The 25,570-nt window shown below is 67.7% G+C and carries 31 protein-coding genes and 1 other annotated feature; of the genes, 16 read left to right on the top strand and 15 right to left on the bottom strand.

What is annotated here, in order from left to right; translation table 11 throughout:
* Nucleotides 1-238: 238 nt before the first annotated feature.
* The 3 genes from ABC347_RS15255 to ABC347_RS15245 all read right to left on the bottom strand — a co-directional run bounded on the left by ABC347_RS15255 (nt 239) and on the right by ABC347_RS15245 (nt 2,703).
* Nucleotides 239-1,585 carry a metal-dependent hydrolase family protein gene (locus ABC347_RS15255; protein ID WP_413246563.1) on the bottom strand — a complete coding sequence of 449 codons (1,347 nt, stop codon included), beginning with the start codon at nt 1,583-1,585 and terminating at the stop codon, nt 239-241.
* 78 nt (nt 1,586-1,663) lie between these two features.
* A complete protein-coding gene (locus ABC347_RS15250) occupies nt 1,664-2,416 on the bottom strand; it encodes an ATP-binding cassette domain-containing protein (RefSeq protein WP_413246562.1) in 753 nt (250 codons plus the stop codon).
* Nucleotides 2,413-2,703, bottom strand: coding sequence for a 4a-hydroxytetrahydrobiopterin dehydratase (locus ABC347_RS15245; protein ID WP_413246561.1), 291 nt, complete (start codon nt 2,701-2,703; stop codon nt 2,413-2,415). The genes ABC347_RS15250 and ABC347_RS15245 overlap by 4 nt, the downstream gene beginning before the upstream one ends.
* Before the next feature lie 56 nt (nt 2,704-2,759).
* Between ABC347_RS15245 and ABC347_RS15240 the strand changes: the two genes are divergently transcribed.
* The 4 genes from ABC347_RS15240 (at nt 2,760) to ABC347_RS15225 (ending at nt 4,865) form a co-directional block, all read left to right on the top strand.
* Nucleotides 2,760-3,155, top strand: a complete 396-nt coding sequence (locus ABC347_RS15240) for a metallopeptidase family protein (protein WP_413246560.1) — start codon at nt 2,760-2,762, stop codon at nt 3,153-3,155.
* Nucleotides 3,152-3,730, top strand: a complete 579-nt coding sequence (gene ccmA / locus ABC347_RS15235; protein ID WP_413246559.1) for a heme ABC exporter ATP-binding protein CcmA — start codon at nt 3,152-3,154, stop codon at nt 3,728-3,730. Before ABC347_RS15240 ends, ccmA begins: the two co-directional genes overlap by 4 nt.
* Nucleotides 3,731-3,830: 100 nt before the next feature.
* A complete protein-coding gene (gene ccmB, locus ABC347_RS15230) occupies nt 3,831-4,472 on the top strand; it encodes a heme exporter protein CcmB (protein ID WP_413246558.1) in 642 nt (213 codons plus the stop codon).
* A gap of 96 nt (nt 4,473-4,568) precedes the next feature.
* Entirely contained in the window at nt 4,569-4,865 is a 297-nt protein-coding gene (locus ABC347_RS15225) for an SEL1-like repeat protein (RefSeq protein ID WP_413246557.1), read from the top strand.
* A 1-nt stretch (nt 4,866) separates the two neighbouring features.
* On the opposite strand, the gene ABC347_RS15220 is transcribed toward ABC347_RS15225, so the two are convergent.
* From ABC347_RS15220 to ABC347_RS15210, 3 genes are all read right to left on the bottom strand, one after another.
* The gene (locus tag ABC347_RS15220; RefSeq protein ID WP_413246556.1) at nt 4,867-5,997 is read right to left on the bottom strand and encodes a GNAT family N-acetyltransferase; all 1,131 of its coding nucleotides are present in this window, start codon (nt 5,995-5,997) and stop codon (nt 4,867-4,869) included.
* 112 nt (nt 5,998-6,109) lie between these two features.
* The gene (locus ABC347_RS15215; RefSeq protein WP_413246555.1) at nt 6,110-6,874 is read right to left on the bottom strand and encodes a glycerophosphodiester phosphodiesterase family protein; all 765 of its coding nucleotides are present in this window, start codon (nt 6,872-6,874) and stop codon (nt 6,110-6,112) included.
* Nucleotides 6,846-7,307, bottom strand: a complete 462-nt coding sequence (locus tag ABC347_RS15210) for a RidA family protein (RefSeq protein ID WP_413246554.1) — start codon at nt 7,305-7,307, stop codon at nt 6,846-6,848. The genes ABC347_RS15215 and ABC347_RS15210 overlap by 29 nt, the downstream gene beginning before the upstream one ends.
* Nucleotides 7,308-7,380: 73 nt before the next feature.
* On the opposite strand from ABC347_RS15210, the gene ABC347_RS15205 reads away from it, so the two are divergent.
* Both ABC347_RS15205 and ABC347_RS15200 read left to right on the top strand, forming a co-directional pair.
* The gene (locus ABC347_RS15205; RefSeq protein WP_413246553.1) at nt 7,381-8,673 is read left to right on the top strand and encodes a Y-family DNA polymerase; all 1,293 of its coding nucleotides are present in this window, start codon (nt 7,381-7,383) and stop codon (nt 8,671-8,673) included.
* Between the two features lie 119 nt (nt 8,674-8,792).
* Nucleotides 8,793-9,167: a hypothetical protein gene (locus ABC347_RS15200; RefSeq protein WP_413246552.1), complete on the top strand. Its 375-nt coding sequence runs from the start codon at nt 8,793-8,795 to the stop codon at nt 9,165-9,167.
* A gap of 68 nt (nt 9,168-9,235) precedes the next feature.
* Here ABC347_RS15200 and ABC347_RS15195 read toward each other — a convergent pair whose 3' ends face one another.
* Both ABC347_RS15195 and ABC347_RS15190 read right to left on the bottom strand, forming a co-directional pair.
* Nucleotides 9,236-10,720, bottom strand: a complete 1,485-nt coding sequence (locus ABC347_RS15195; protein ID WP_413246551.1) for a SulP family inorganic anion transporter — start codon at nt 10,718-10,720, stop codon at nt 9,236-9,238.
* 64 nt (nt 10,721-10,784) lie between these two features.
* Nucleotides 10,785-10,840 (bottom strand) — a sequence feature (sul1 is cis-regulatory element that is thought to sense ions involved in sulfur or methionine metabolism; They are found in Alphaproteobacteria).
* Nucleotides 10,841-10,892: 52 nt separating this feature from the next.
* Nucleotides 10,893-11,357: a VOC family protein gene (locus ABC347_RS15190; RefSeq protein ID WP_413246550.1), complete on the bottom strand. Its 465-nt coding sequence runs from the start codon at nt 11,355-11,357 to the stop codon at nt 10,893-10,895.
* A 97-nt stretch (nt 11,358-11,454) separates the two neighbouring features.
* Between ABC347_RS15190 and purL the strand changes: the two genes are divergently transcribed.
* From purL to bfr, 4 genes are all read left to right on the top strand, one after another.
* Nucleotides 11,455-13,680 carry a phosphoribosylformylglycinamidine synthase subunit PurL gene (gene purL, locus ABC347_RS15185; protein WP_413246549.1) on the top strand — a complete coding sequence of 742 codons (2,226 nt, stop codon included), beginning with the start codon at nt 11,455-11,457 and terminating at the stop codon, nt 13,678-13,680.
* A 29-nt stretch (nt 13,681-13,709) separates the two neighbouring features.
* Nucleotides 13,710-14,963 carry a DUF418 domain-containing protein gene (locus ABC347_RS15180; RefSeq protein WP_413246548.1) on the top strand — a complete coding sequence of 418 codons (1,254 nt, stop codon included), beginning with the start codon at nt 13,710-13,712 and terminating at the stop codon, nt 14,961-14,963.
* Nucleotides 14,964-15,006: 43 nt separating this feature from the next.
* Complete coding sequence (locus ABC347_RS15175) at nt 15,007-15,177, top strand: (2Fe-2S)-binding protein (RefSeq protein WP_413246547.1); 171 nt, start codon at nt 15,007-15,009, stop codon at nt 15,175-15,177.
* Nucleotides 15,178-15,277: 100 nt separating this feature from the next.
* Complete coding sequence (bfr, locus tag ABC347_RS15170; RefSeq protein ID WP_413246546.1) at nt 15,278-15,766, top strand: bacterioferritin; 489 nt, start codon at nt 15,278-15,280, stop codon at nt 15,764-15,766.
* 124 nt (nt 15,767-15,890) lie between these two features.
* Here the strand turns inward: bfr and ABC347_RS15165 are convergent, their stop codons facing one another.
* Nucleotides 15,891-17,078: a phospholipase D-like domain-containing protein gene (locus tag ABC347_RS15165; protein ID WP_413246545.1), complete on the bottom strand. Its 1,188-nt coding sequence runs from the start codon at nt 17,076-17,078 to the stop codon at nt 15,891-15,893.
* Between the two features lie 122 nt (nt 17,079-17,200).
* On the opposite strand from ABC347_RS15165, the gene rpoZ reads away from it, so the two are divergent.
* Nucleotides 17,201-17,542, top strand: a complete 342-nt coding sequence (gene rpoZ, locus ABC347_RS15160) for a DNA-directed RNA polymerase subunit omega (RefSeq protein WP_413246544.1) — start codon at nt 17,201-17,203, stop codon at nt 17,540-17,542.
* A gap of 112 nt (nt 17,543-17,654) precedes the next feature.
* On the opposite strand, the gene ABC347_RS15155 is transcribed toward rpoZ, so the two are convergent.
* Nucleotides 17,655-18,101 (bottom strand): hypothetical protein, encoded by a 447-nt coding sequence (locus tag ABC347_RS15155; protein WP_413246543.1) that lies wholly within the window; start codon nt 18,099-18,101, stop codon nt 17,655-17,657.
* 45 nt (nt 18,102-18,146) lie between these two features.
* Nucleotides 18,147-19,421 (bottom strand): phosphoribosylamine--glycine ligase, encoded by a 1,275-nt coding sequence (purD, locus tag ABC347_RS15150; protein ID WP_413246542.1) that lies wholly within the window; start codon nt 19,419-19,421, stop codon nt 18,147-18,149.
* Between purD and ABC347_RS15145 the strand changes: the two genes are divergently transcribed.
* On the top strand, nt 19,420-20,136 hold the full coding sequence (locus ABC347_RS15145; RefSeq protein WP_413246541.1) for a DUF805 domain-containing protein: 717 nt from the start codon (nt 19,420-19,422) through the stop codon (nt 20,134-20,136). The genes purD and ABC347_RS15145 overlap by 2 nt on opposite strands.
* On the opposite strand, the gene ABC347_RS15140 is transcribed toward ABC347_RS15145, so the two are convergent.
* The gene (locus ABC347_RS15140; RefSeq protein ID WP_413246540.1) at nt 20,133-21,506 is read right to left on the bottom strand and encodes a putative O-glycosylation ligase, exosortase A system-associated; all 1,374 of its coding nucleotides are present in this window, start codon (nt 21,504-21,506) and stop codon (nt 20,133-20,135) included. The two genes, ABC347_RS15145 and ABC347_RS15140, sit on opposite strands and share 4 nt — an antisense overlap.
* Nucleotides 21,507-21,718: 212 nt before the next feature.
* Between ABC347_RS15140 and ABC347_RS15135 the strand changes: the two genes are divergently transcribed.
* Both ABC347_RS15135 and ABC347_RS15130 read left to right on the top strand, forming a co-directional pair.
* Nucleotides 21,719-22,924, top strand: coding sequence for a TIGR04063 family PEP-CTERM/XrtA system glycosyltransferase (locus ABC347_RS15135; RefSeq protein ID WP_413246539.1), 1,206 nt, complete (start codon nt 21,719-21,721; stop codon nt 22,922-22,924).
* Complete coding sequence (locus ABC347_RS15130; protein WP_413246538.1) at nt 22,924-23,745, top strand: hypothetical protein; 822 nt, start codon at nt 22,924-22,926, stop codon at nt 23,743-23,745. The genes ABC347_RS15135 and ABC347_RS15130 overlap by 1 nt, the downstream gene beginning before the upstream one ends.
* 7 nt (nt 23,746-23,752) lie before the next feature.
* Here the strand turns inward: ABC347_RS15130 and ABC347_RS15125 are convergent, their stop codons facing one another.
* Both ABC347_RS15125 and ABC347_RS15120 read right to left on the bottom strand, forming a co-directional pair.
* Nucleotides 23,753-24,040 carry a hypothetical protein gene (locus tag ABC347_RS15125; protein WP_413246537.1) on the bottom strand — a complete coding sequence of 96 codons (288 nt, stop codon included), beginning with the start codon at nt 24,038-24,040 and terminating at the stop codon, nt 23,753-23,755.
* Nucleotides 24,040-24,213, bottom strand: a complete 174-nt coding sequence (locus ABC347_RS15120) for a hypothetical protein (RefSeq protein WP_413246536.1) — start codon at nt 24,211-24,213, stop codon at nt 24,040-24,042. The genes ABC347_RS15125 and ABC347_RS15120 overlap by 1 nt, the downstream gene beginning before the upstream one ends.
* Before the next feature lie 93 nt (nt 24,214-24,306).
* Here ABC347_RS15120 and ABC347_RS15115 point away from each other — a divergent pair, with 93 nt between their 5' ends.
* The gene (locus ABC347_RS15115) at nt 24,307-24,987 is read left to right on the top strand and encodes a S24 family peptidase (protein ID WP_413246535.1); all 681 of its coding nucleotides are present in this window, start codon (nt 24,307-24,309) and stop codon (nt 24,985-24,987) included.
* Nucleotides 24,988-24,999: 12 nt separating this feature from the next.
* Here the strand turns inward: ABC347_RS15115 and ABC347_RS15110 are convergent, their stop codons facing one another.
* Entirely contained in the window at nt 25,000-25,170 is a 171-nt protein-coding gene (locus tag ABC347_RS15110; RefSeq protein WP_413246534.1) for a hypothetical protein, read from the bottom strand.
* A gap of 155 nt (nt 25,171-25,325) precedes the next feature.
* On the opposite strand from ABC347_RS15110, the gene ABC347_RS15105 reads away from it, so the two are divergent.
* Nucleotides 25,326-25,538, top strand: coding sequence for a hypothetical protein (locus tag ABC347_RS15105; protein WP_413246533.1), 213 nt, complete (start codon nt 25,326-25,328; stop codon nt 25,536-25,538).
* Nucleotides 25,539-25,570 lie beyond the last annotated feature (32 nt).

The following is a 25,570-nucleotide window of genomic DNA, read 5'->3' as shown; positions in this document are numbered from 1 at the left end:
AGCATGTTACAACATCACAACGGCTTTCGATGAAACGGTATATCAGGACGACGAACGCCATAGGTAATCGGCGGCGCGCGCCTGCGCCGCGAGATGTGCGAGGCCCTTTCGTTCGATCACCCGATCCGTCCGTCCTGAGCGTGTAGAAAGGTCGTTCTTCAGAACCGGCCGATCGCCGAAGAAGGACGGGGCTTCGACAAGCTCAGCCCGGACAAGTCCTGTCGGGGCAGTTCCGGCCCTACTCAGCCAGCGTGCGCCGCCCGTCCTGCTTCGCCACCGCGCCCCGCGCCATCACGAAGTCGACCGTCTCCAGCCGCCGCACATCGGCCAGCGGATCGCCGGTCACTGCGATGATGTCCGCAGTCTTGCCCGGCTCGATCGTGCCGATCTGGGCCTCGCGCCCGATCGCCTGCGATGCGGATACGGTGGCGGCGGTGATCGCCTGCATCGGCGTCATCCCCGCACCCACCATCAGCGCAAATTCCTTGGCGTTTTCGCCATGCTTCGACACGCCGGTATCGGTGCCGAACGCGATCTTCACGCCCGATGCGATCGCGCGCCGATGGCTGGCGATCGCGGCAGTCGCGGCTTCTTCCGCCTTCGGGATGGTGTTGGCCGGCAGCTGACCGCCCCGCGCGAAGGCCAGCGCGGTCTGCGGCGCGATCATCGTCGGCACCAGCCACACCCCCTTCTGCTTGAACAGGCGGATCGCCTCGTCATCCAGGAAGGTGCCATGATCGATCGTGTCGACCCCGGCCAGGATCGCCGCCTTGGTGCCCTCGGCGGCATGGCTATGCGCCGCCACCTTGCGGCCGAACTCATGCGCGGTATCGCAGATCGCCTTCATCTCCTCCTGCGTCATCGCGCGACCAAGGCCACCTGCCACGTTCGACAGCACGCCGCCGGTGGCCGCGAACTTGATGACTTGCGCGCCCAGCCCGATCTGCGCGCGCACTGCGCGGCGGCAATCGTCCGCCCCGTCGCAGGTGTTGATCTGATGCTCGTGGATCGCGTCGGCGAAAACTTCGGACACACCGTTCGTGCCGTCGCCGTGCCCGCCGGTGATCGAGATCATCCGGCCGGCATTCACGATCGTCGGCCCGGTCAGCGCACCGCGCGCCATGCCGTCGCGCATCGCACGGATACCGCGCGGATTGCCGCCCAGATCGCGCACTGTCGTGAAGCCCGCGTCAAGCGTGGTGCGCGCATTCTCGATCGCCACCACCATGTTGTCGGCATCGTCATTGCCCAGCGCCGTCAGCCGGCTGCGCAGCGGATCGCCGCCGATTCCCCACAGATGGACATGCATGTCGATCAGCCCCGGCAGCACGAACCGATCCTTCAGATCGACCAGCGTCGCGCCCGCCTCCGGCGGCACGAAGCCGTCGCGGATCGCCTCGATCCGGTCGCCGCGCACGATGATCGTGCTCTGCCCGCGTGGCCGCTGGCCCGGCCGGTCGAGCAACGCGCCGGCATGAATGTAGGTCAGCTTCGGCTGCGGCGCCGGCGCGGGGGCGGCGGGCGCCTGCGCAAGTGCGGTGCCGGCAAGCAGGGCGGCCGCAGCCGCCGCGAGGATCAGGCGCATCTCAATCTCCCTGTTATCAAGTCTCTGGTCGCCCCGCCGGGCATCAACCACGCGCAGGTCGGCTTGGGAAGCGCGAAATCAGCGCGCGCCCATCGCGGCCAGCGCTGCCGCCTGCGCGCGCGGCACCGCCACCAGCGCGTCCGCCTCGGGGCCGGCACCGCCCGCCAGCATCACGGCCGGCGTCGCATCCGCCACGATCCGCCCGGCCGCCATCACCAGCACCCGATCCGCCAGCAGCAGCGCTTCGGCCATGTCGTGTGTCACCAGGATCGTGGTCAGCCCCAGCCGCCCGTGCAGATCGCGCACCGCCCGGCCCAGCGCATCGCGCGTCACGGGATCGAGCGCGCCGAACGGCTCGTCCATCAGCAACAGGGATTGCCCGCCCGCCAGCGCGCGCGCCACCCCCACACGCTGCTGCTGCCCGCCCGAAAGCGCCGCCGGCATCCGCCCGGCCACCGCGCGCGGCAGGCCGACCAGATCGAGCAGCGCGCCGACATCGGCCTCGCGCCCCACTAGCCGGGCGACCAGCGCGATGTTGGCGGCCACGTCGCGGTGCGGGAACAGGCCGATATTCTGGAACACATAGCCGATCGATCGCCGCAGCAGATGGACCGGCTGGGCCGCGTTATCGGCCCCATCGAGCAGCACCCGCCCCGCATCCGGCAGCACCAGCCGGTTGATCGTCTTCAGCAGCGTCGACTTGCCCGATCCCGACGCGCCGACCAGCGCCACGAAGCTGCCGGCCGCGATCTCCAGCGACACGGCGTCGACCGCCACCAGCGTGCCGTGGCGCACGGTTACCGCATCGAAACGGATCGCCGGCCCGCTCACCCCGCGATCGCGTCGATCGCTTCGGCCAGCTCGATATCGCGGGTGGAAAGGCCGCCGGCGTCGTGCGTGGTCAGCAGGATATCCACCCGGTTCCAGACATTGCTCCATTCGGGATGATGATCCGCCTTTTCCGCGATCAGCGCCACTCGCGCCATGAAGCCGAACGCCTCGGCGAAATCGGCGAACACGAAACTGCGCCGGATCGCGTCGCGCGCATCGTCCAGATCCCAATCGGGCAGTCCGTCCAGCGCGTCGGCGCGTTCCTCGTCGTTCAGCGGTTCGATCATCTCTCTCCCTTTCGCCTGCTCGACTATGCCCGGCGCGGCGGTTAGGTCCAGCCTTGATGGCCGATCGACACGCCCCCACTGCCGAAGAGCTCGACGCGCTGGCCCGCACCGCAATCGCGCGGCTTCCCGATGCCTTCCGCGCGCTGCTCGATGGCGTGATTGTCCGTGTCGAGGATTTCGCGGAAGAAGACGTGCTCGCGGAAATGGGCATCGCGGACGCGTGGGAGCTGACCGGGCTCTACACCGGCGTCGCGGTCGGACAGAAATCGATCGCGGATTCGGGTGCGCTGCCCGACATGATCCACCTGTTCCGGCTGCCGCTGCTGCTGGAATGGATCGAGACCGGGGTGGGCCTGGAAGCGCTGATCACCCATGTCGTGGTGCACGAGGCGGGGCATCATTTCGGCCTGTCCGACGGTGATATGCACGCGCTGGAGGATGCCGCCGGATGATCGCGGCGCGGGTGGCGTTCGATCGGGTCGCTTGCCTGCGCGGCGATCGCCTGCTGTTCGAGGGCCTCTCGTTCGCGCTGGATGCCGGGGAGGCCGCGCTCGTCACCGGCCCCAATGGCGTCGGCAAGTCCAGCCTGCTGCGGCTGGCGGCGGGGTTGCTGGCACCTGCCGCCGGCAGCATCGCGCGCGAAGGCAGGCTCGCGCTCACGGCCGAGGCCGCCGCGCTCGATGCGGCGCTGCCGCTGTCGCAGGCGCTCGGCTTCTGGGCGCGGCTCGACGGGGTGGATGGGGGCGCGGTCACCGCCGCGCTCGATGCGATGGGGATCGCGGCGCTTGCCGACGTGCCGGTGCGGATGCTCTCCACCGGCCAGCGCAAGCGCGCCGCGCTTGCGCGCACGATCGCCGGCGGCGCGGCGATCTGGCTGCTCGACGAGCCCGGCAACGGTCTCGATACGGCCTCGCTCGACCGGCTGGCCACGGCGATGGCGGCGCACCGCGCCGCCGGCGGCATCGTGCTGGCCGCCACCCACCAGCCGATCGGCCTGGCGGATGCCCGCGAAGTGGTGTTGGCGTGAGCCTCCCGCTCCCGTCGCCCCTGCGCAGGCAGGGGCCCATGTCTGGAAGATGTGTCACCCGCGATAGCCGTCAAATGCCGTCCATGCATCGGCCCCGCCCATGTTCCTAACCCTGGTCAAGCGCGATCTGGCGGCGGCTTGGCGCGGCGGCGGGGTAGCGCTGCCGATCGCCTTCTTCCTGCTGGTCGCCACGCTGTTCCCGTTCGCGGTCGGCCCCGATGCCGCGCTGTTGGCGCGCACCGGCGGCGGCGCACTGTGGATGGCGGCGCTGCTGGCGGCGCTGCTGCCGGTCGATCGGCTGGTCGCGCCCGATGTCGAATCGGGACTGTTCGATCAACTTGCCGTGCGCGGCCTGTCCGAAGAACTGGCGATGACTGCGCGGATCGTCGCGCACTGGCTGGCGTTCGGGCCGCCGCTGTTGCTGGCAGCGTTGCCCGGCGCCGCGCTGCTGCGGCTGGACGGCGCGAGCCTCGTGAAGATCGAGCTCGGGCTGTTGCTCGGCACGCCCGCGCTCGCAGCCCTTGGTGTGATGACTGCGGCCTTCACCGCAGGGTTGCGCGGGGCGGGAGCGCTGGCCGGACTGTTGATGCTGCCGCTGGCGATCCCGATCCTGATCTTCGGTGCCGGATCGCTCGGCGCGGTCGATGCCGGCGGCTTGAAACTGCTGGCCGCCACCGCGCTCGCACTGGTCGCGATCGCGCCGTTCGCGGCGGCTGCGGCACTGCGTGCGGGACGCGACTGACGGGGCTCAACCGCTTCGAAACACAGTATTTTTCGCGTTAACCATTTCTTGGCGACTCAGCGGCCATTGTCCCTTCATCCAATGGGACGAAATCCGATGGCGCACAGCTTCAAGACGGCTTCCTTCTTCCTCGACAGCCTGATCGCCGATGCGGCGCGCGGCGATATCGATGCCTATCTCGATCTCGGCATGGCCTATTCCTCGGGCAGCGGCGGGATCGGGGTCGATCTGATCGAGGCGCACAAATGGTTCAACCTGGCCGCGGTGCGCGGCTCGGTCCGCGCGCAGGAATGCCGCGCCGAGATCGCCGACGAGATGAGCGCACGCGAAATCGCCGAGGCGCAGCGCCAGGCCCGCGCCTGGCTGTCGGCCACCACGCGCCAGGCCGCCTGACCTAACCCTTCCTGAACGGCGCCAGCTCGCCCAGAAACTCGATCTCGCGCGCCACCGCGTCGCGCTCGCGCGCCAGGAACTCGGCGACCGCGCGGCGGAAACCGGGGTCGGGAATGAAGTGCGCCGAAAAGGTCGGCGTCGCCACATAGCCGCGCGCCAGCTTGTGCTCGCCCTGCGCGCCCGCCTCCACCCGCGCCAGACCGCGCGCGATCGCGGCATCGATCGCCTGATAATAGCAGAGCTCGAAATGAAGGAAGGGCACGTCTTCGCGCGCGCCCCAGTAGCGGCCGTACAGCGTGTCCGCCCCGATCAGGTTCAACGCGCCGGCGATCGGCTGTCCGCCGCGCAGCGCCAGCACCAGCAGCACCTTGTCCGCCATCCGCTCGCCCAGCAGGTCGAAGAAGCGGCGGGTCAGATAGGGGCGGCCCCATTTCCGGGCGCCGGTGTCCTGGTAGAAATGCCAGAAGGCATCCCAGTGGCAGCGTTCGATCGCGTCGCCGGTCAGGTGCACGATCTCCAGTCCCGCGACGGCCGCCGCCCGCTCCTTGCGGATCGCCTTGCGCTTGCGCGATGCCAGCGCGCCCAGGAAATCGTCGAACCCGGCATAGCCGTCGTTCGTCCAGTGGAACTGGCGATCGGTGCGGATCAGCCAGCCCGCCGCCTCGAACAGCGCCACCTCGCCGGGATCGATGAACGTCGCGTGCGCGGACGACAGATCGTGCTGGCGCACCACCGCCTCCGCCGCCTGGATCAGCCCGCGCTTCAGCAGGGGGTCGGCAGACAATAGCCGCGGTCCCGGCACCGGGCTGAACGGCACCGCGATCTGCAGCTTCGGATAATAATCGCCGCCCGCGCGCGTCCAGGCATCCGCCCAGCCATGATCGAACACATATTCGCCCTGGCTGTGGCTCTTCAGATAGGCCGGCATCGCCGCCGCCAGCCGCCCCTCCGCCCCGTCGATCGCGATCGGCACCGGTTGCCAGCCCGCACGCGGCACGGCGCTGCCCGAATCCTCCAGCGCGGAAAGAAAGGCGTGGCTCACGAACGGATTGGCCCCGCCTGCGCACGCATCCCAGTCGGCAGGATCGAACGCCGCCACCCCCTCTCCCAGCCCCGCGACGAGGTCGCTCATCGCCCGCCGCTGTCATCCCGGCGAACGCCGGGATCCAAAGCCACGAACGCCGATGCCCGAAACCCTGGATCCCGGCTTCCGCCGGGATGACGATGGTGGGTGGAGGGCAGGTTCACGCAGTCCGCTCGTAGATGATCTCGTCGGCGTGGATCAGCGCCACCTGCTCGGCCGCGGCATCGCGCACCGTCCAGGTCACCACCGGCAAGCCGCGCGCGCGCTGTTCGGCGGCAAAGCGGCTTGGCAGGTCGCGAATGTCATAGGCCAGGAATTCGGCCTTCGATCGCCAGAGCGAGAGCCGCCGCTCGGCCGCGCCGCGCTTGCCCTGCTTGCCCTCCTCGCTCACCACCAGCCCGCGCAGCGTGCGCGGTGAATGTTCGGCGAACCAGTGGCCGATCTCGGGGTTGAAGCTCATCACCGCCACCGGCCCGCGATACCCCTCCAGCGCACGGTGCACCGCCAGGCAGAGCGCGGCGACCGATCGGCCCGCTGACTTCACCTCGATCAGCACCGGTACCCGGCCCAGCACCTGCACCAGCGCCGCGTGCAGGCTGGGGATCGGCTCGTCTGTGCCGCGCAGTCGCACCCGATCCAGCATCGCAGCGGTCCGGTCGGTGATCGGGCCGCTCTCGTCGGTCAGCCGATCCAGCATGGCGTCGTGAAACACGAACGCCTCGCCATCGCGGCTGGCCTGCACGTCAAGTTCGATACCGTGGCCGGCGGCGATGGCCGCATCGAATGCAGCACGGCTATTCTCGATCCGGCCCGCGCCGTGCAGCCCGCGATGCGCGAACGGCTGGGTCTTCAGGAACGCGGTACGGGCGTCGCCCGGCGCCGGCGCCAGCGCGCGATCAAGCGGGGCGAACGGCGAAGACGGCATCGACCTCGACCACCGCGCCCAGCGGCAGCACCGGCACGCCCACTGCGCTGCGGGCATGGCGCCCGGCATCGCCGAACACCGCCACCATCAGTTCCGACGCGCCGTTGGCTACCTTGGGCTGATCGGTGAACCCGTCCGCGGATGCGCAGAACACGCCCAGCTTCACCACCCGCTCGACCCGGTCGAGCGAGCCCAGCGCCGCCTTGATCTGCGCCAGCAACATTACGCCGCAGCGCTCCGCCGCCTGCCGGCCAAAGGCCTCGTCGCGGTCCTCGCCCAACCGCCCGGTCATCAGCGCGCCATCCAGGAACGGCAGCTGGCCCGATACATGGATCAGCCCGCCCACCTCCACGGTCGGCACATAGGCGGCGACGGGGGCGGCTGGTGCAGGCAGGTCGATGCCGAGCGCGGCGAGGTGGGAGTCGATCGTCATGGCGGCGCTTGTCGGGCCGGGCGGCGGCAGCGTCAAGACTGTTCCTTTTTTGTTCTTCAGATAAACTGTTGCGATGAGCTTCGAGTCGCTCCCTCGCCCGCTGCGCTGGCTGTTCCTGGATCTGAACAGCTATTTCGCCAGTGTGGAGCAGCAGGTCGATCCCGCGCTACGCGGGCGTCCGATCCTCGTGGCCCCGGTGGACAGTGATACGACGGTCGCGATCGCCGCCTCCTATGAAGCGAAGGCATTCGGCATCTCGACCGGCACGCCGGTCTGGGAAGCGAAGCAGAAATGCCGTGACCTGATCATCGTGCCGGCCGATCACAAACGCTATGTCGAGTTCCACGACGCGATCGTTGAAGAGGTGTGGAAGCACATCCCCGTCACCAAGGTCTGCTCGATCGACGAAGTGGCCTGCCGGCTGGCGGATAACGAGAATGATCCCGCCGCCGCGATCGCTCTGGCCGGGCGGATCAAGGCCGGCATCGCGCGCAACGTGGGCGTGTGCCTGCGCTCCTCGATCGGGATCGCGCCCAACCGGCTGCTCGCCAAGCTCGCCTCCGATATGCAGAAGCCCGACGGGCTGGTGATGCTGCAGGCGCACGAACTGCCGCAACGGCTCTATGCGCTGAAGCTGCGCGACATCAGCGGCATCGGCGCCAACATGGAACGACGGCTGGCGCGCGAGGGGATCCTCGATATCGAGGCCTATTGCGCGCGCCGCCCGCGCGATGCCGGCGATGCCTGGGGCGGCGTGAACGGCGATCGGCTCTGGTATGCGCTGCACGGCCATGATCTGCCCGACAAGCCGACGCAGACGCGCAGCATCGGCCACAGCCATGTCCTCTCGCCATCGCAGCGCGGGCTGGAAGCCGCGCGGCTGACCGCCCGGCGGCTGGCGCTCAAGGCGGGCAGCCGGCTCCGCCGCGCGCGCTATGCCGCATCCCTGCTCACCGTCGATGCGCTGTTCGAAGTGGATCGCGGCAAGTGGCATGGCTCGGCCCGGCTGCCCGCGACCGAGGATAGTTTCCGTATCCTCGCAGCGCTCGATCTGATCTGGCCGCGGCTGGCCGCGGAGGCGCGGGCGCGGCCCGGGGGCGGCCAGCTCCGCCGGATCGGCATCGCGCTGACCGAGCTTGCCCCCGTGCAGGGCGAGCAAGGATCGCTGTTCGCGCATCTCGCCGCCGATGATCCGCTGGCGCGCGAGGCGCGCACGCTTCATCTGGCGCGCGCGATGGACCGGATCAACGAACGGTTCGGCCGCAACGCAGTGACGCTGGGCCCGGCGACCGGCGGCCGGATCGATCGCGTCGGCAGCAAGATCGCGTTCGGGCGCATCCCAGAACTCGCCGAATTTCATGAATGATCGCTGGACGACGGCGTGTTTTTTCGCAGCCCGCCGCTGCAGCTTCGCGCCTGCCGTGTTGCGAAGTTGCGAATCTGTCGCTTGACGCGACAGGAACAGTCCGCAAAGTCAGCGGCGTCATGAACAAGCTTATCCCGCTCTCCGCCCTCCCGCTCCTGGCGCTCGCCGCCTGCAATTCGGAGCCCGAGACGATCAACGCGAACCCGGTCGATCCGAATGCGGCCGAAATCGCCGCCGCGCCGCCGGTGCAGCTGCCGCCATCGCTGCTGGCCAGCCGCACCTATCGCTGCAAGGACAACAGCCTCGTCTACATCGATTTCTTCAGCGACAATCTGACCGCCGATCTGCGGTCCGAAAAGACCGGTCCGGCCACCAAGCTGACCGCTCCGGCCGCCGGCGACGCCTTCTCGGCGGAAGGTTATACGCTGACTGGCAATGGCACCACCGTGACGCTGGCCCAGCCCGGCAAGCCCAGCCAGAGCTGCAAGGCCTGACGCTTCCGCACCGATCATGAAGGGGCCGGCCGTCGCGCCGGCCCTTTTCTTATGTGCGGCGGGTCGGTTCAGTGCGGCACCGCGCCCATCTCAAACCCGGTCTTGTCATGCAGCGCGAACTTGTCGACCAGATCGGCGCTCGCCTGATTGTAGCCGATCACCGACACTGCCGATCCGTCGCGCCGCAGTCGCGCCACGATCTTGTCGAGCGCGGCCACGCCCGAAATGTCCCAGAAATGCGCATCGGTGACATCGATCGTCACCGGCCGCCCTGCCTCCGCCCCGAACGCCCGGGTGAAGCGATCGACCGAGGCGAAGAAGATCTCTCCGCTCGCGCGGTAGCGCACCGATCCGTTCGGCTGCGCGCCGCGCTCAACCGCGAACATCCGCCGCACCTTGGCCGCAAAGAAGATGCCGGACAGCAGCACGCCGGCCAGCACGCCCTGCGCCAGATCGTGCGTCGCCACCACGACCGCCACCGTCACCAGCATTACCGCTGACGATGTCGACGGATGGCGTCGAAGATTGGGGATCGAATTCCAGCTGAAGGTACCGATCGAAACCATGATCATCACCGCCACCAGCGCCGGCATCGGGATCCGCCCCACGATCGGGCCCAGCGCCACCAGCAGGAACAGCAGGAACGCGCCCGCCACAAAGGTCGACAGCCGGGTGCGTCCGCCCGAGCTGACGTTGATGACCGATTGGCCGATCATCGCGCAGCCGCCCATCCCGCCGAACAGCGCGGCGACGATGTTGGCGCCGCCCTGGCCAGCGCATTCGCGGCGCTTGTCGCTTTCGCTGTCGGTCATGTCGTCCACGATCTGCGCGGTCAGCAGCGATTCCAGCAGGCCTACCGCCGCCATCGTCAGCGAATAGGGCAGGATGATGCGCAGCGTCTCCCAGCTCAGCGGCACCTGCGGCAGCGCGAATGCAGGCAGCCCGCTCGGCAGCTGCCCCATATCGCCCACAGTGCGCACCGGCAGGCCGAGCCCGATGCTGATCGCCGCCAGCACCAGGATCGCCACCAGCGGCGACGGCACCGCCTTCGTGATCCGCGGCAGCGCGTAGATGATCACCAGCCCCGCCGCGATCATCGCATAGCTGTGCCAGCTGACCCCGATCAACTGCGGCAGCTGCGCCATAAAGATCAGGATCGCCAGCGCGTTGACGAAGCCGGTGATCACCGATCGCGACACGAACTGCATCAACAGGTCCAGCCGCAGCAGCCCGGCCGCGATCTGCAGCACGCCCATCAGCACGGTGGCCGCGAACAGATAGGCCACGCCATGATCGCGCACGAGCGGCACGACGACGACGGCCACCGCAGCGGTGGCAGCGGAGATCATCGCCGGCCGCCCGCCCAGCAGAGAAATCACGATCGCGATCGCGACCGACGCATAGAGGCCGACGCTGGGATCGACGCCGGCGATGATCGAGAAGCCGATCGCTTCCGGGATCAGGGCAAGCGCCACGACGATGCCCGCTAGCGTCTCACGGCGCACGTCGGCCACATGGAAAGACCGCGCGGTGGCGGTAGGATTGAATGTCATCGGATTACCAGAACCAGGCAGATGGCTGTCGCCGCTTCGCGGTCCGAACAGGTTGGATCTGCGCTGTTGTCCGGCGGATCGGCGGCCGGAATAGCCACCCGGAATTTCACCGGGTCCATGCGAATGGCCGCTCCCCTAGTCGAAACGGCCCGCGCCGATCAAGAGGGCCGGATCAGCCGCCGCCCGCCATCATCGCATCCATCCGCTGTTGCCCCTCGGCCTCGCTGACGTCCTCGATATGCGTTGCCAGCATCCATTTATGCCCGAACGGATCGGTCAGCGTGCCCGTCCGATCGCCATAGAATTGATCGGCGACCGCGCTTACCTCGGTCGCGCCAGCCGCGATCGCCTGCGCGAACTGCGCATCCACATCGGCCACATACAGCAGCAGGCTGATCGGGCTGCCGCCAAGCGACTTGGGCCCCAGCGCTCCCCGATCCGGCCATTCGCCCGACACCATCACATGCGAATCGCCGATCAGTATCTCGGCATGCGCGATCGCGCCGTCCGGCATCGTCAGCTTCATCACCGTCTCCGCGCCGAAGGCGCGCGTATAAAAATCCAGCGCGGCGACCGGATCGTCGACGATGATATACGGCGTCACGCTGTGATAGCCCTGCGGCGGCGTCTGCGGCATCGCATCCTCCCAAAGAGAATCGGAACAAACCGGGATCGAACGCTAAACCCGCAGACCAGCCGCTGACAAGCCCCGCCGGCTCCGCTATCGGCCGCGCATGACCGAGATCACGCCCCAGATCGTCGCCGAGCACGGCCTGTCCGAAGACGAATATCAGCGCGTCCTCTCCGCGCTCGGGCGCGCGCCAAACCTCGTCGAACTCGGCATCTTCTCGGTCATGTGGTCCGAGCATTGCAGCTACAAGTCGAGCCGCATCCACCTCAAGAAGCTGCCCACCACCGGGCCCCAGGTGATCTGCGGCCCCGGCGAAAATGCAGGCGTCGTGGATATCGGAGACGGCCAGGCCGCCATCTTCAAGATGGAGAGCCACAACCACCCAAGTTATATCGAGCCCTATCAGGGCGCCGCGACCGGTGTCGGCGGCATTCTGCGCGATGTGTTCACGATGGGCGCGCGCCCCGTCGCCAACATGAACGCGCTTCGCTTCGGCCGCCCCGATCATCCGAAGATGCGCCACCTGATCGCCGGCGTCGTCCACGGCATCGGCGGCTATGGCAATTGCGTCGGGGTCCCCACCGTCGGTGGCGAGGTGAATTTCCATCCCGCCTATGACGGAAACATCCTCGTCAACGCGATGACGGTCGGCATCGCCGATCAGGACAGGATCTTCTATTCGGCGGCCTCCGGCGTCGGCAATCCGATCGTCTATGTCGGCTCGAAGACCGGACGCGACGGGATCCACGGCGCCACCATGGCCTCGGCCGATTTCGGCGAGGATGCCGAAGCCAAGCGGCCCACCGTGCAGGTGGGTGATCCCTTCACCGAAAAGCTGCTGATCGATGCCTGTCTCGAGCTGATGGCGTCGGATGCGATCGTCGCGATCCAGGACATGGGCGCGGCCGGCCTCACCTCCTCCTCGGTCGAGATGGCGTCGAAGGGTGGCGTCGGGATCGAGCTCGACATGGATGCCGTGCCCCAGCGCGAAACCGGCATGACCGCGTATGAGATGATGCTCTCCGAAAGCCAGGAGCGCATGCTGATGGTGCTGAAGCCCGGCCGCGAGGCCTTTGCCGAAGCCATCTTCCACAAATGGGAATTGGATTTCGCGATCATCGGCCGCGTCACCGATACCGGCCGCATGGTCCTCGTCCACAAGGGCAAGACGGTGTGCGACATTCCGCTCGGTCCGCTGGCTGACGATGCCCCGCTCTACGATCGCCCTGCCATGCCGCGCGATCAGTATCTCGCATGGTCGGGCGTTGCCCCGATCGCCGAAGGGGCCGCCAGCGCCGATATCGGGGCCGATCTCGTCCGTCTGATGGGCTCCCCCGATATCGCCAGCCGCCGCTGGATCTGGGAGCAATATGATCACATGGTCGGTGCCGATACCGTGCAGCGCCCCGGCGGCGACGCGGCGGTGGTGCGCGTCCACGGCACGGCGAAGGGCCTCGCGATCAGCACCGATTGCACGCCCCGCTATTGCTATGCGGACCCGTATGAGGGCGGCAAGCAGGCGATCGCCGAATGCTGGCGCAACTTGAGCGCCGTTGGCTCAATGCCGCTTGCCGTCACCAACTGCCTCAATTTCGCCAACCCGCAGCGGCCCGAGATCATGGCGCAGCTCACCGGCTGCCTCGACGGCATGGGCGATGCCTGCCGCGCGCTCGACTTCCCGATCGTGTCGGGCAACGTCTCGCTCTACAATGAAAGCAAGGCCACCGGCGGCGGATCGGCGATCCTGCCCACCCCCGCGATCGGCGGTATCGGCCTGCTTGCCGACTGGTCGAGGAGCGCGACGATCGCGATCAAGGCCGATGGCGAGGAGATCTGGCTGATCGGCGGGTCGCGCGGCCATCTCGGCCAGTCGCTGTGGCTGCGCGAATGCGCCGGCGCCGAAGCCGGCTCGCCGCCGCCCGTCGACCTGGCGGCGGAGAAGGCCGCCGGCAATCTCGTTCGCAAGCTGATCGCCGATGGCGTCGCCACGGCGGTTCACGACATCAGCGACGGCGGCGTCGCAGTGGCGCTCACCGAAATGGCGCTGGCCGGCGGCATCGGCGCCGCGATCGAGCCGGACGAACGCGCGTCACCCGCCGGCTGGTGCTTCGGCGAGGATCAGGGCGGCTATCTCGTCACCGTCGCCGCCGGCGATCCCGCGATCGCCGCGCTCGCGAGCACCCGTGCCGTCCCGCTGCAGCGGATCGGCCGCACCGGTGGCGAGACGATCGAGGTCCGCGGGCTCTGCAATGTCACGCTGTTCGATCTGCGCGCTGCCCACGAAGGCTTCTTCCCTGCGCTGATGGGCGCAGACGCGGCGCTCGCCTGATCGCCACCGCCGCATCCGATCCTGCCCCCTTGCCGGGGACCGCGCCACGCATCGTTTCGATCGATGCGATTCGCGGCTTTGCGGTGCTCGGCATCCTCGTAATGAACATCGTCGGCATGGGGTTGCCCGCCTATGCCTATGTCGATCCGACCTATTATGGCGGCGCGCAGGGTACCGACCTGTGGGCCTGGGCCACGGCGTTCGTGCTGGCGGATGGCAAGATGCGCGCGCTCTTCACCATGCTGTTCGGCGCGTCGATGGCGATCATGGCCGATGCCGCCGAAGCCGATGGCCGCTCGCCCGCGGCGGCGCATTATCGGCGGATGGGCTGGCTGCTGCTGTTCGGCATGATCCACGCCTGGCTGATCTGGTACGGCGATATCCTTGTGGAATATGCGCTGGTCGGCGCGCTGCTGTATGTCGCGCGCGAATGGCGACCGTCGGCGGTGCTGACAGGCGCGGTCGTGCTGCTGGTCATGGCGGCGGCGTTCGACGTCGCGCTTTGGCGTGGCATGGCGGACGCGCAGGCAGCGGCGGCCGCGCCTGGTGCCAGCTTGGCCGTGCGCGATGCGTGGGATCTCACGCTTGCCGGCTTCCGCCCCGATCCGGCCGGCATCGCGGAGGATATCGCGCTCTATCGGGGTGGCTTCGCGCAGGTGTTCGAGGCGCGCGCCGAGATGACGATATTCATGCAGACGATCGTGCTGCCGAGCAGCCTGTTCGAAACGCTGGGCTTCGCAGCGCTCGGCCTGTGGCTGTTGCGGACCGGCTTCCTGACCGGTGCGTGCAACCCCCGGCTCTATCGCCTGCTCGCGGCCATCGCGCTGTTGGCGGCCATCCCGGCCACCGCGTTGATCGCGCGCGATACGATCGTGGCCAGCTTCGATGTCGTGCGAATGCAGCGCAACGATCTGCTGAGCTTCCTGCTGCGGCCCTGGATCGCGATTGGCTATGCCAGCCTGATCATTCTGTGGGTGCGGTCTGGTCGGGCCAGTTGGCTGGCGGATCGGCTCACTGCCGCGGGGCGGATGGCGCTCAGCAATTATCTTGTGACCAGCCTGATCTGCACCACCCTTTTCTATGGCTATGGGCTCGGCCTCTATGCCTGGCTGGGCCGGGCCGATCTGTACCTCGTCGTCGCCGCGGTCTGGATGCTGATCCTGTTGTGGAGCGCGCTCTGGCTTCAGAGATTTTCCTACGGCCCCTTCGAATGGCTGTGGCGCAGCTTGGCGAGGCGTCAATTCCAGCAGTTGCGAAAGATGCGCAAGCCTATTGCGACTTAATCGCACTAGCGCTAGATCATGCAGAGCGGAGAGGGAATCGGGCATGGTCGTGTGCGTCTGCAATGCAATCCGTGAAAAGGATGTCCGCGCGGCGGCACGCCAGGGTGCGCGAAGCCCATGCAGCGCCTATGCAACCCTCGGGATGCGTCCGCGCTGTGGACAATGCGTCCCATTCGCACGTCAGATCATTGATTCAGAGCGTGCGGTTGCCTAGCGTTCGCAGCTAGAAAATGGCTGAAATCAGCCATTTTCCGCCTTTCCCAAGTTGATCGCAGCGTCTATCTGCATGGCCTGTCCATTGATCGGAGGCCGTCATGAAGGGCGACGCGAAAGTCATCGAATATCTCAACGTCGCGCTCAAGAACGAGCTGACGGCAATCAATCAATATTTCCTGCATTACCGCATGCTCGACCATTGGGGCGTCGAGAAGCTCGCCAAGTTTGAATATGGTGAGTCGATCGACGAGATGAAGCATGCCGATTGGCTTGCCGAACGCATCCTGTTCCTCGATGGCTTGCCGAACTTCCAGCTGCTGGGCCGCCTGAAGATCGGCGAGACGGTTGAAGAAGTGCTGAAGGCCGATCTCGCGCTGGAAGAGGAAGCGATCCCGGTGCTGCGTGACGGCATCCAGCATGCCGAAAGCGTGCGCGACTATGTCAGCCGCGATCTCCTGCTCAAGATCCTCGACAATGAGGAAGAGCATGTCGATTATCTCGAAAAGCAGTTCGACATGATCAAGCAGATGGGCATCCAGAACTATGTCCAGCTGCAGAGCAAGTCGGCAGACGAACACGCCGGCTGATCGCTACGGGTTGGCCCGGCAGCAATGCCGGGTCCGTTCCCCGGTCAGAGCGTTCGTTTCACGGCTTCATTGAAGCATGGCGAACCTGCCCCCCACGGCGGCGCCAAGCCTCACGCCACGACCGCTATCGCCCGTCGAGCCCGAAGTTCAGCCGCCGCGACAGGTTGTAGTCGAGCACTGCGACCAGGAAATAGGCGCAGCCCCACTTGATGCGGTCGAACCAGCCGGCGCGCTCGTGATCGCCCTCGCCGATCTCGCGGGCCGATGCCAGCTCCTGCTCGAAATAGCGGCGGATCAGATCCGCGAAGCTCGCATCCTCGATCCGGATCATCAGCTCCAGATTCACGTACAGGCTGCGCATGTCGTAGTTGGCGGATCCGATATGCGATGCGTCGTCGACCACGAACAACTTGGTGTGGAGCTTGGTCGCCTGATATTCGAACACGCGCACGCCGCGCTTCAACAGCCGGTGATAGGTGTGGCGCGCCGCCGCAATGGTGGCGTTGTTGTCCGATTTGGCCGCCGTCACCACCCGCGCGCTGCCGCCGCGGCGCACGATGCCCTCGATCGGGCGCAGCATGCCCGGGTTCGGCGCGAAATAGCCGGCGATCAGATCCGCCCGACGCGCCTGGCGCAGTTCCGCCTTGATCTCCGCCGCCCAGGGGCTCAGCCGCCGGGTCGGCCCGCCCATCAGCCAGCGCACCGGGCCCTCGGTCTCGCTATGCTGTTTCAGCGTTCGTCGCAGGTCGCGGATCTTGGCCTTCGGCGTATGCGACCATTTGGAAAGCGCGTCGAAATAGCGCGCCAGCCGCCCGGCCGCCTCGCCCTCCACCAATAGGCCCAGGTCGCGCCAGGCGCTGCCGTCGCCCGGCGTCGGCCCGAAATAGCTGTCCTCGACATTGAAGCCGCCGATGATCACCCGCGCCTCGTCGGCCAGCGCCAGCTTTTGATGGTTGCGCAGCAGATAGCGTCGGCCGATCCGCGGCAGGAACCGGCAGACTTCGGCCCCCGCCAGCTTGATCGGGGCGAAGAACTCGTCGTCGGCATCGCTGCCGAATCCGTCGACGATTAGCGAGACGCGCACCCCCCGCTCCAGCGCGCGTGCGATTGCTGCGCGCACCGTCCGTCCGGCATCGTCCTCGCAGTAGATATAATAGAGCAGGCGCAGCGTTCGCTCGGCACCGTCGATCAGCGCGATCAGCGCGTCCATCCGCTCGGGCCCGTCGGGCAGCAGCGTCAGCCGGTGGCCGGCGACGTCGATCGGGCCGAGATCGATCCGTTGGGCGGTAGCGGCTGGCTCGGGATCGGGCATGGTTCCGCCATCGTCCCCCCGCCCCCAGGATGCAAGCGCCGCCACCTTGATTGACATTCAGGCCCCCGCGCTCTAGGGGCCTTCGCTTTCCGGACAGCCCGAATTCATACGGAGCGTTTCACATGGCGCGCGTGACCGTCGAGGATTGCGTCGACAAGATTCCCAACCGGTTCGACCTGGTTCTGCTTGCGGCGCAGCGCGCCCGGCAGATTTCGGGCGGGGCCGAACTCACGCTCGATCGCGATCGCGACAAGAACCCGGTCGTCGCGCTGCGCGAGATCGCCGAGGAGACGGTGACGCCGAAGGATCTGCACGAATCGGTCGTCAGCAACCTGCAACGGGTCCAGGTCGACGAAGAGGATGCGCCGGACGAGATCGGCTCGCTGGCCGCCTCCGCCGAAGCGCTGCGCCTCACTGCGGCCGCGCCGCCGCGTAATCAGAACCTGGGCGGCGATTACGAATAACTTCGGGAAGTATCTCCGTTTGCTCTGAGCTTGTCGAAGGTCTGCCTTCTCTTTCGACGGAGAAGGAACAGTGCTTCGACATGCTCAGCACCAACGGTTCGGGTTTCGAGCCTTACCCCAGTTTCCCGAACTTCTCCTCGAACCCCGCGGTATCGCCGCTGGCAAGGTGTCCGGCCTGTTCCAGCCAGCGGTCGCGCTCCAGCCGGCCCTTGAACGCATCCATCCGCGCATCGAGCGACGCGGCCTGCGTCTGATCCAGCGCCGCCAGCTGGTCGTAGCGGGTGATGCCATGGCCGTTCAGCAGCGCCGCCGCCTTCGGCCCCAATCCCTTGATCCGCGTCAGATCGTCGGGCGGGCCCGCCGCCTCCGGCATTGCGGGGTGAGAATCGACCCCGAGCAGCTCGTCGACGACATCGCCGATCGCCGCTGCGCCGGCATCGCCCACCCCGTCGCGTTCCTCGCCGGGCAGGATCGGCTTCCGGCCGCGGGTCAGTACCAGCAGCAGCACGATCGCCAGCACCGCCACCCCGGCGATGATCAGGATCAGGTTGGTGTCCATCGTCACTCCTTGTCAGTCTCGCATTCCTGAACCCGTCAGCGCGGCTCAGGCTCCGCGCGCGATCTCGCGCCAGCCGATATCGCGCCGGCAGAACCCGTCGGCATAGTCGATCGCATCGACCGCGCGGTAGGCGGCGGCCTGCGCGGCCGCCACGTCAGCCCCGGTCGCGGTGACCGCCAGCACGCGCCCACCGCTCGCCACCAGCGCGTCGCCCGCTTGCTTGGTCCCGGCCTGGAAGACGATCGCGCCGCTTGCCTCGGCCGCAGCCAGCCCGTCGATCCGCCCGCCCGCCTTGGGGATGCGCGGATAGCCCTCGGCCGCGATCACCACCGTCAGCGCGGCCTCATCGCCCATGCTCCAGCCCGTCGCCTCTGCCAGCCGCCCCTCGGCCACCGCCAGCATCAACGCCGCCAGATCGCCGCGAAAGCGCGGCATCAGCACCTGCGTCTCCGGATCGCCGAAACGGGCGTTATATTCGATCAGCTTCGGCCCGGTCCGGGTCAGCATCAGCCCGGCATAGAGCACGCCCGAATAGGGTGTCCCTGCCGCCGCCAACGCCTTCACCGTCGGCACGACGATCTCCTCCATCGCCTGCCGCTCCAGCGCCGGGGTCAGCACCCTAGCCGGGCTGTAGGCGCCCATGCCGCCGGTATTGGGGCCGGTATCGCCATCCCCCACCCGCTTGTGATCCTGCGCCGATCCGAACGCCACCACCGTCTCGCCGTCGGTCAGCGCGAACAGGCTCGCCTCCTCGCCGTCGAGAAATTCCTCGATCACCACTTCCGCGCCCGCCGCGCCGAACGATCCGGCGAACATATCGCGGATCGCAGCCTCGGCTTCGTCGTGGCTCATCGCGATCACCACGCCCTTGCCCGCGGCCAGGCCGTCCGCCTTGATCACTACCGGCAGCGCGAACGGCGCCAGCGCGGCGACCGCCTGGTCGGCGGATGAGCAGCGTACATAGCCCGCGGTCGGGATGTCATTGGCCGCGCACAGATCCTTGGTGAAGCCTTTCGATCCTTCCAGCTGCGCCGCCGCCGCGCCCGGCCCGAACACCGGCACGCCCGCCGCCCGCAGCGTATCGCCAAGCCCCGCGACAAGCGGCGCCTCCGGCCCGATCACGACCAGCCCGATCGCCCGATCGTGACAGAAATCGACCACAGCCGCCTGATCGGCCGGATCGAGCGCGATGCACTCGGCATGGATCGCGATCCCGGGATTGCCGGGCGCCGCATACAGCCGCCCACAGCTCGCCGATCGCGCCAGCGCCCAGGCCAGCGCATGCTCGCGCCCGCCGCCCCCGATGAGAAGGATGTCCATGGCGGATGCTCATGGCCAAAGCCATCCGCCAATGGAAGCGCAGATCCTTCTCGGACGCAGAGCGAGAGAGCAGCCCACGGTATGGCGGCGGACAGCAGTCGATCTTGGTATCGACGTTGCACACCGCTCGCTGCCTTGCCACGCATCGTTTGGGGTTGCAGTCTTCTGGATCGTCGGAACGGGGATATCGATGGCGGGCGAATTTCGGACGGCTTTGTCGGCGTTTATGCGCACGCGCGATTATCGGGGACGATCCGACCGCCCCCAGTTCTGGTTCTTCGTTTTGATGATGATCGTAGCGGGCCAGTTGCTGATGATTGCCGGCGTGGTCTTCACGTTCGCCGCCTTGGCGGCCGGGCCGTCATCAGACGGTCCGTCCGGATACTTTTTCGTTGGTCCACTCGTCGGCTACGGGCTCTGGCTGCTTGCCTTCGGACCCCCGTTGGCCGCAGTTCTCGTTCGGCGGCTTCACGATACAAGTCGTAGCGGATGGTGGGCTGCGCCGCTCCTATTGCTGCTGGCCAACGGCCTCGGCGGAATGGCACTTATAATGATGGCGTTCCGGTCGGCGCAGCCACCGTCTGATACGGCCCTGATGCTGCTGTTCGCGAACAATATCCTTTACCTTGGCTACCTCGCTATCATCATCTTTTTTACAGCACAGGATGGCACCGTCGGCCCCAATCGCTATGGCCCGGATCCGAAGGGGCGCTAGCTGATCGCTACCACCGCCGGCTTCGCTGCCGTGCGCTTCGCCACGATCGGCCGCCACGCCTCGGCCGCGCGGCGCTGGCGCAGATAGGCGTCCAGCCCGATCTCGATCCCCACCAGCATGTAGACGAACGGCTGGAAGGCGATGCCCACGAACAGCGATCCGGTCATATAGATCAGATGGCCGTGCTGCAGCGCGGTCGCGAGCGGCGCAACCCAGGCTTCGTCCGCCTTGCCGCGCCGGCGATAGCGCCGCCGCACCGCCTCCATCCGCGCGATGCCGATGCCGTGCAGCAGCAGCCACAGCCCCAGCCCCGGCCAGCCCTGTTCGCCCAGCATCTCGAAATAGCCCGAATGATAGGCGCGGGCCTTGTCGAATTCCTGCACCGCCTGGATCACCTGGCCGCCGCCATCCTCGGTGGTCGCCACCTTGTCGATCACCAGCTTGTTCTGCAGATAGGCGTCGAACCCGCCGCCCAAGGGATGATCGCGGACATAGCCCAGCGTCCACTTCCACACCGCGATCCGGGTGGAGGCCGAACTGTCGGCCTTATATTCCTTGATCGTGTCCATCCGGTCGGAAAAGCTCGACGGCAGCATCGGCACCGCGCACAGCCCGAGCAGTGCCAGCACCGCGATGTATCGGCCGCGCTTCTTCACCTCGCGGATCATCAGCACTGCCAGCAGCCCGATGCAGATCAGCCCGGTGCGCGCCTCGGTGCCGATCGGGATCAGCAGGCAGGCGAAGCACAGCGCCCACGCGAACGCCTTCACCCGCCAGTCGGTCGGATAGATGCTGCCATGCTGCGAAAGCCACAGGATCAGCGGCACGATCGCGATCGCCACCGTCGCGATCGTGCTCGATTCATACAGGCCGCTGTTGTTGTCCACCATCAGGTTCAGCGCGCCATAGCCGCCGCCCGAAGCCAGCGTCTTGATGCCACCCACGATGATGATCGATGCTGCCGACAGGATCATGAACAGCGAAAGCGCCTCGATTCTAAGCCTCGTGCGCAGCGTCAGCGGCAGGAAGATCGCGAACGCCAGCGCCTTCCATACCCATGCCCATTTCTCCGCGGCGGAGGCGGGGAAGTCGGCGTTCATCGTGGTATAGCCGCAATAGCAGAGCAGCATCAGCATGATCGCCTGCCGCCCCCCGAAGCGCATCCCCCGCTTGTCGTCCGCCACCATCCAGCCGAGCACAGCCAGTGCCACGCAGATCAGCGAGACCGGCACCGAGTTGAGCATGTAGTATGACAGCCGCTGCGGCGAGACGATGTCGACATAGGCATAGGCCAGCACGAACAGGAACGGCCGCCGGAAGCCGAGCGCGATCAGCCCGGCCAGGAACCCCACCAGCGCCAGATCACGCATCGGCGTCGCGCGCCGGCGGCGCCTCCCGGTCGAGATCATCGCGCGCGATCAGCCGCCATGCCGCCAGCAGCATCAGCCCATGGGTGAGCGCGAGGGAGAACAGATCGATCATCGCAGCGTCCGCGATAGGGGCGGCGGGTTAGGATCGGGTGAAGGGTCCGGTCGCCTCCTCCCTAACCCCGCCTTAACCCGCCGCGTGCGATCCCCCGACCATGCGGATCCTACACATCCTCGATCACAGCCTGCCGATCCACAGCGGCTATACCTTCCGCACCCGCGCGATCCTGACGGCGCAGATCGCGATGGGCTGGCAGGTGCTGGGCGTCACCGGGCCGCGCTACAATCCGTCCACGCCCGATCCCGAGACGATCGACGGCCTCACCTTCCATCGAACGCCAAAGCCATCGCCCGCCCCGCCGCCGCTCCGCGAGCTTCGCGAGATCGCCGCGCTCGCCGCACGGATCGACGACATCTGCGAAAGCTGGCGGCCGGATCAGCTCCACGTCCATTCGCCGGTGCTGAACGCCATGGCTGCGCTGAAGGTCGCCAAACGCCGCAACCTGCCGCTGATCTACGAGATCCGCGCCTTCTGGGAGGATGCGGCGGTCGGCAACGGCACCGATCGCGAGGGATCGGCGCGCTACCGGGTCACGAAGCTGCTGGAGACGCGCGCCGCGCGCCAGGCCGATGCGGTCGCGGTGATCTGCGAAGGGCTGCGCGCCGATCTCGTCGCGCGCGGGATCCCGGCCGCCAAGATCATGGTTTCGCCCAACGGCGTCGATCTTGGCCTGTTCGGCGATCCGCCACCCGCCGATACCGCGCTGGCCGAAAGCCTGGGTCTGCCCGCCAATGCCGAGACGATCGGCTTCATCGGCAGCTTCTACGATTATGAAGGGCTGGACGATCTGATCGCGGCGATGCCGCTGCTGGTCGCCACGCGCCCGGACGCGCATCTGCTGCTGGTCGGCGGCGGGCCGATGGAATCCGCGCTCGCCGCCCAGGCCGCCGCTTCGCCGGTGGCGGAGCGGATCCGCTTCGTCGGCCGCGTGCCGCACGATCAGGTCGAACGCTATTACAGCCTGATCGATGTGCTGGCCTATCCGCGCAAGGCGATGCGGCTGACCGAGCTCGTCACGCCGCTGAAGCCGCTGGAAGCGATGGCGCAGCGCCGGCTGGTCGCCGCCTCCGATGTCGGTGGCCATCGCGAACTGATCGAACATGGCGTCACCGGTACGCTGTTCCCGCCCGATGATCCGCCGGCGATGGCCGCTGCGCTCGCCGCGCTGCTCGCCGATCGCGCCGGATGGGATCGGCGGCGCGATGCCGGCCGCGCCTTTGTCGAACGGGATCGTAACTGGTCTTCAAATATTGCACGGTACGCGCCGGTTTACCGCCAGCTGATGGAAAGATCGCGTTGATGGCCAAGACTTTCGCCGCCCGGCTGGCGCGTTTCCCGATCGAACCGGTAATGGCCAGCCTGCTCGCCGCCAGCACCGGCTTCGCGCTGCATGCCATGCCGCAGCCGCTGCTCGAGGCGATCGTTGCAGCCAGCGGCCTGCCCGGGCTGATCGATGCCGCCACCCCGCCGCTCGGCCATACTGCGCGCTCGGGCGTGGTCTTCGCCGGCGCGCTCGCTGCGTTCCTGCTCGTCTGGGCGATCTTCTGGCTGATCGATCACTGGCCGCAGCGTGCCGCGGTCGATACCGATGCCGAGCGCGATTATGTCTTCACGCCGCGCGCGGAAGATGCGCACCCCGATGCACCCGTCCGCCGCCCGATCTTCGCCGCCGCCGATCTCGGCAACCCGGTCGCGCGCGTGCCCGAGCCGGAAGGCAATATCGCGCAGCGTGCCCGCATCTTCCCCGATCCGCCGGCCGAACCCTTGATGGTCGAGCACGTTGCGGTGGACGAGCCGGAAGCGGAGCTCGAACCGCTGCTGCTCGATACGCCGTTCGTCGATCCCGAACCCATCCCGTCGGATGTGGCGGGGGCCGCTCCTCCCGAAACCGTCGTGGTCGCTCCGTCGGAAACCCCCGCGCCCGATCCCATTGCCGCCACGCCCACCGCCGCCGCGCCCGTTCCGCCCCCCGGCCCGCCGCGCAGCACGGCCGAGCTGATGGCCCGGCTCGAGGCTGGCCTCGCGCGCCGCGCCACCCGCGATCAGGCCCCGGCCGACGATGTCGATGGGGCGCTCCGCGCCGCGCTCGCCGATCTGGGCAAGCTCGCCAAGCGCGGTTGATCCCCACTCACCGATCCTCCACGGTCAGCAGCTCGACCGCGACGGCGGTACCTGCCGCCAGTCCGTTCGCATCGATCATGATGTGGCCCGGCACGCTGAACTCATGCTCGGGCAGCGCGCTCACGATATCGACCGCGGCGTGCAGATCCACGCATTCCACCAGCACCAGGTGACGCGCCCCGCTGAACGTGGCGCTTGCCCAGGGTTCGGCCTCGCTGGTCAGGATCGCAGTACCCTCCGGCAGCATCCGATCGAGCGCGCGCAGCACCGCGCGGTGAGCGTCGGGCGCAGGCATCAACCAGCTCTGTCCAGATAGGCGTGCACCCGCGCGGTCATCGTGGGGCGCGGCTCGCGTCCCCTGCGCAGGTCCTTCACCAGCCGCGGATCGCCCACCGACTCTCGGCCGAACCGGCTCGGCTTCATGCCGGTCTTCCTCAGAAACTTCTCGATCCGGCTTAGCAGATGCATGAAACGACTCCATCGCCCGACTCCTTTGTTCCCATCTTGTTCTCATCGGAAATCCTACTTGTCTAGGATTTTTCTCATCGCTATGAGATGGGGATGGATCCGGCATCGGCCCGTTCGCGCCTGGAAGCGCTGATCCGCGATCGGCGCGAGGATTATGCCGGCCTGTCGCGCCTGCTCGGCCGCAACCCCGCCTATCTCCACCAATATGTCCGCCGCGGCAGCCCGCGCGTGCTGGCGGAGGGGGATCGCCGCACGCTCGCCGATTATTTCGGGATCGACGAATCGGAACTTGGCGGACCGCCGGGCCCTGCCCCGCTCACGGTGGCGGTGGCCGGCACGCGATCGGCCGCCGCCGATCTGCTGCTCGTGCCGCGGTTGGCGGTCACCGCCTCGGCCGGGCCCGGATCGGTCGCCGATGCAGAGGCGCGCGCCGGCCGGATCGCGTTCGATGCCGGCTGGCTGCGCGGGGTGGCGCGCAACGGCACCGGCAGCCTGTCCGCGATCCGCGTCGCCGGCGATTCGATGGAACCGACGCTGTCCGATGGCGATGAACTGCTGGTCGATACCGCCCCCGATGCCCGCCGCATCGGCGACGGCATCTTCGTGCTCCGGCGCGAGGATGCGCTGATCGTCAAACGGCTGCAGCGCGATCCCGGCGATGGCCGCGTCGCGATCCTCAGCGACAATCCGGCCTATCCACCGATCCCCGGCGTCGATCCCGCCCGCCTCGATATCGTCGGTCGCGCGGTCTGGGCCGGCCGCCGCCTGCGCTAGATCGGCTTCGGCCTAACCCCGCCGATCGCGCCACCACAGCAGCAGCGCCAGGGATACACCCAGCCCCAGCCCGATCAGGAAACCGATCGATGGCTCGCCCAGCACCGCGCCGATCAGCGCCCCGGCGATCAGCAGGAAGGCGATGGGCGCGCCGGCGGCGCGGCTGCGGGAAGGCTGGCTCATCCGTTGCCCATGCCATCGCTGGGCCGCGTGCGCCAGCATCGTCCCGCGCCGGGATCGCCGTCCCGCGGCGGGACTTGGTGAAGCGTCCTTCACCATCGTCACCCGCAGCCTGTCGTCACCGGCCAGACTGGCACGGCGCTTGATAGGGCTGGCCCATGCAATCCACGCCCGTCATCGCCGATCGCGCCGTCTGGGACAGCGCAGTCGATCTTCGTCACAGCTTCGGAACCGGCGCCGCGATCGAGGCCGCGATCCGCGCCGGCCGCAGTCGCGATGCCGGCAATGTGATCCATTTCTGCCGGTGGCGCGAAGTCGAACGGCTGCTGGGCTTGCTGGAAAGCGACAGCGTCACCGGAACCCGGCACTGATCCATTGCATCCCCGCTGGCGATGGCCGGCGG

Origin of the sequence: Sphingomonas canaveralia, assembly GCF_047238125.1 — a bacterium.
GTDB lineage: Bacteria > Pseudomonadota > Alphaproteobacteria > Sphingomonadales > Sphingomonadaceae > JBDFMH01.
The sequence above is the reverse complement of the archived record's forward strand: the minus strand, read 5'-3'. Positions and strand labels throughout refer to the sequence as shown.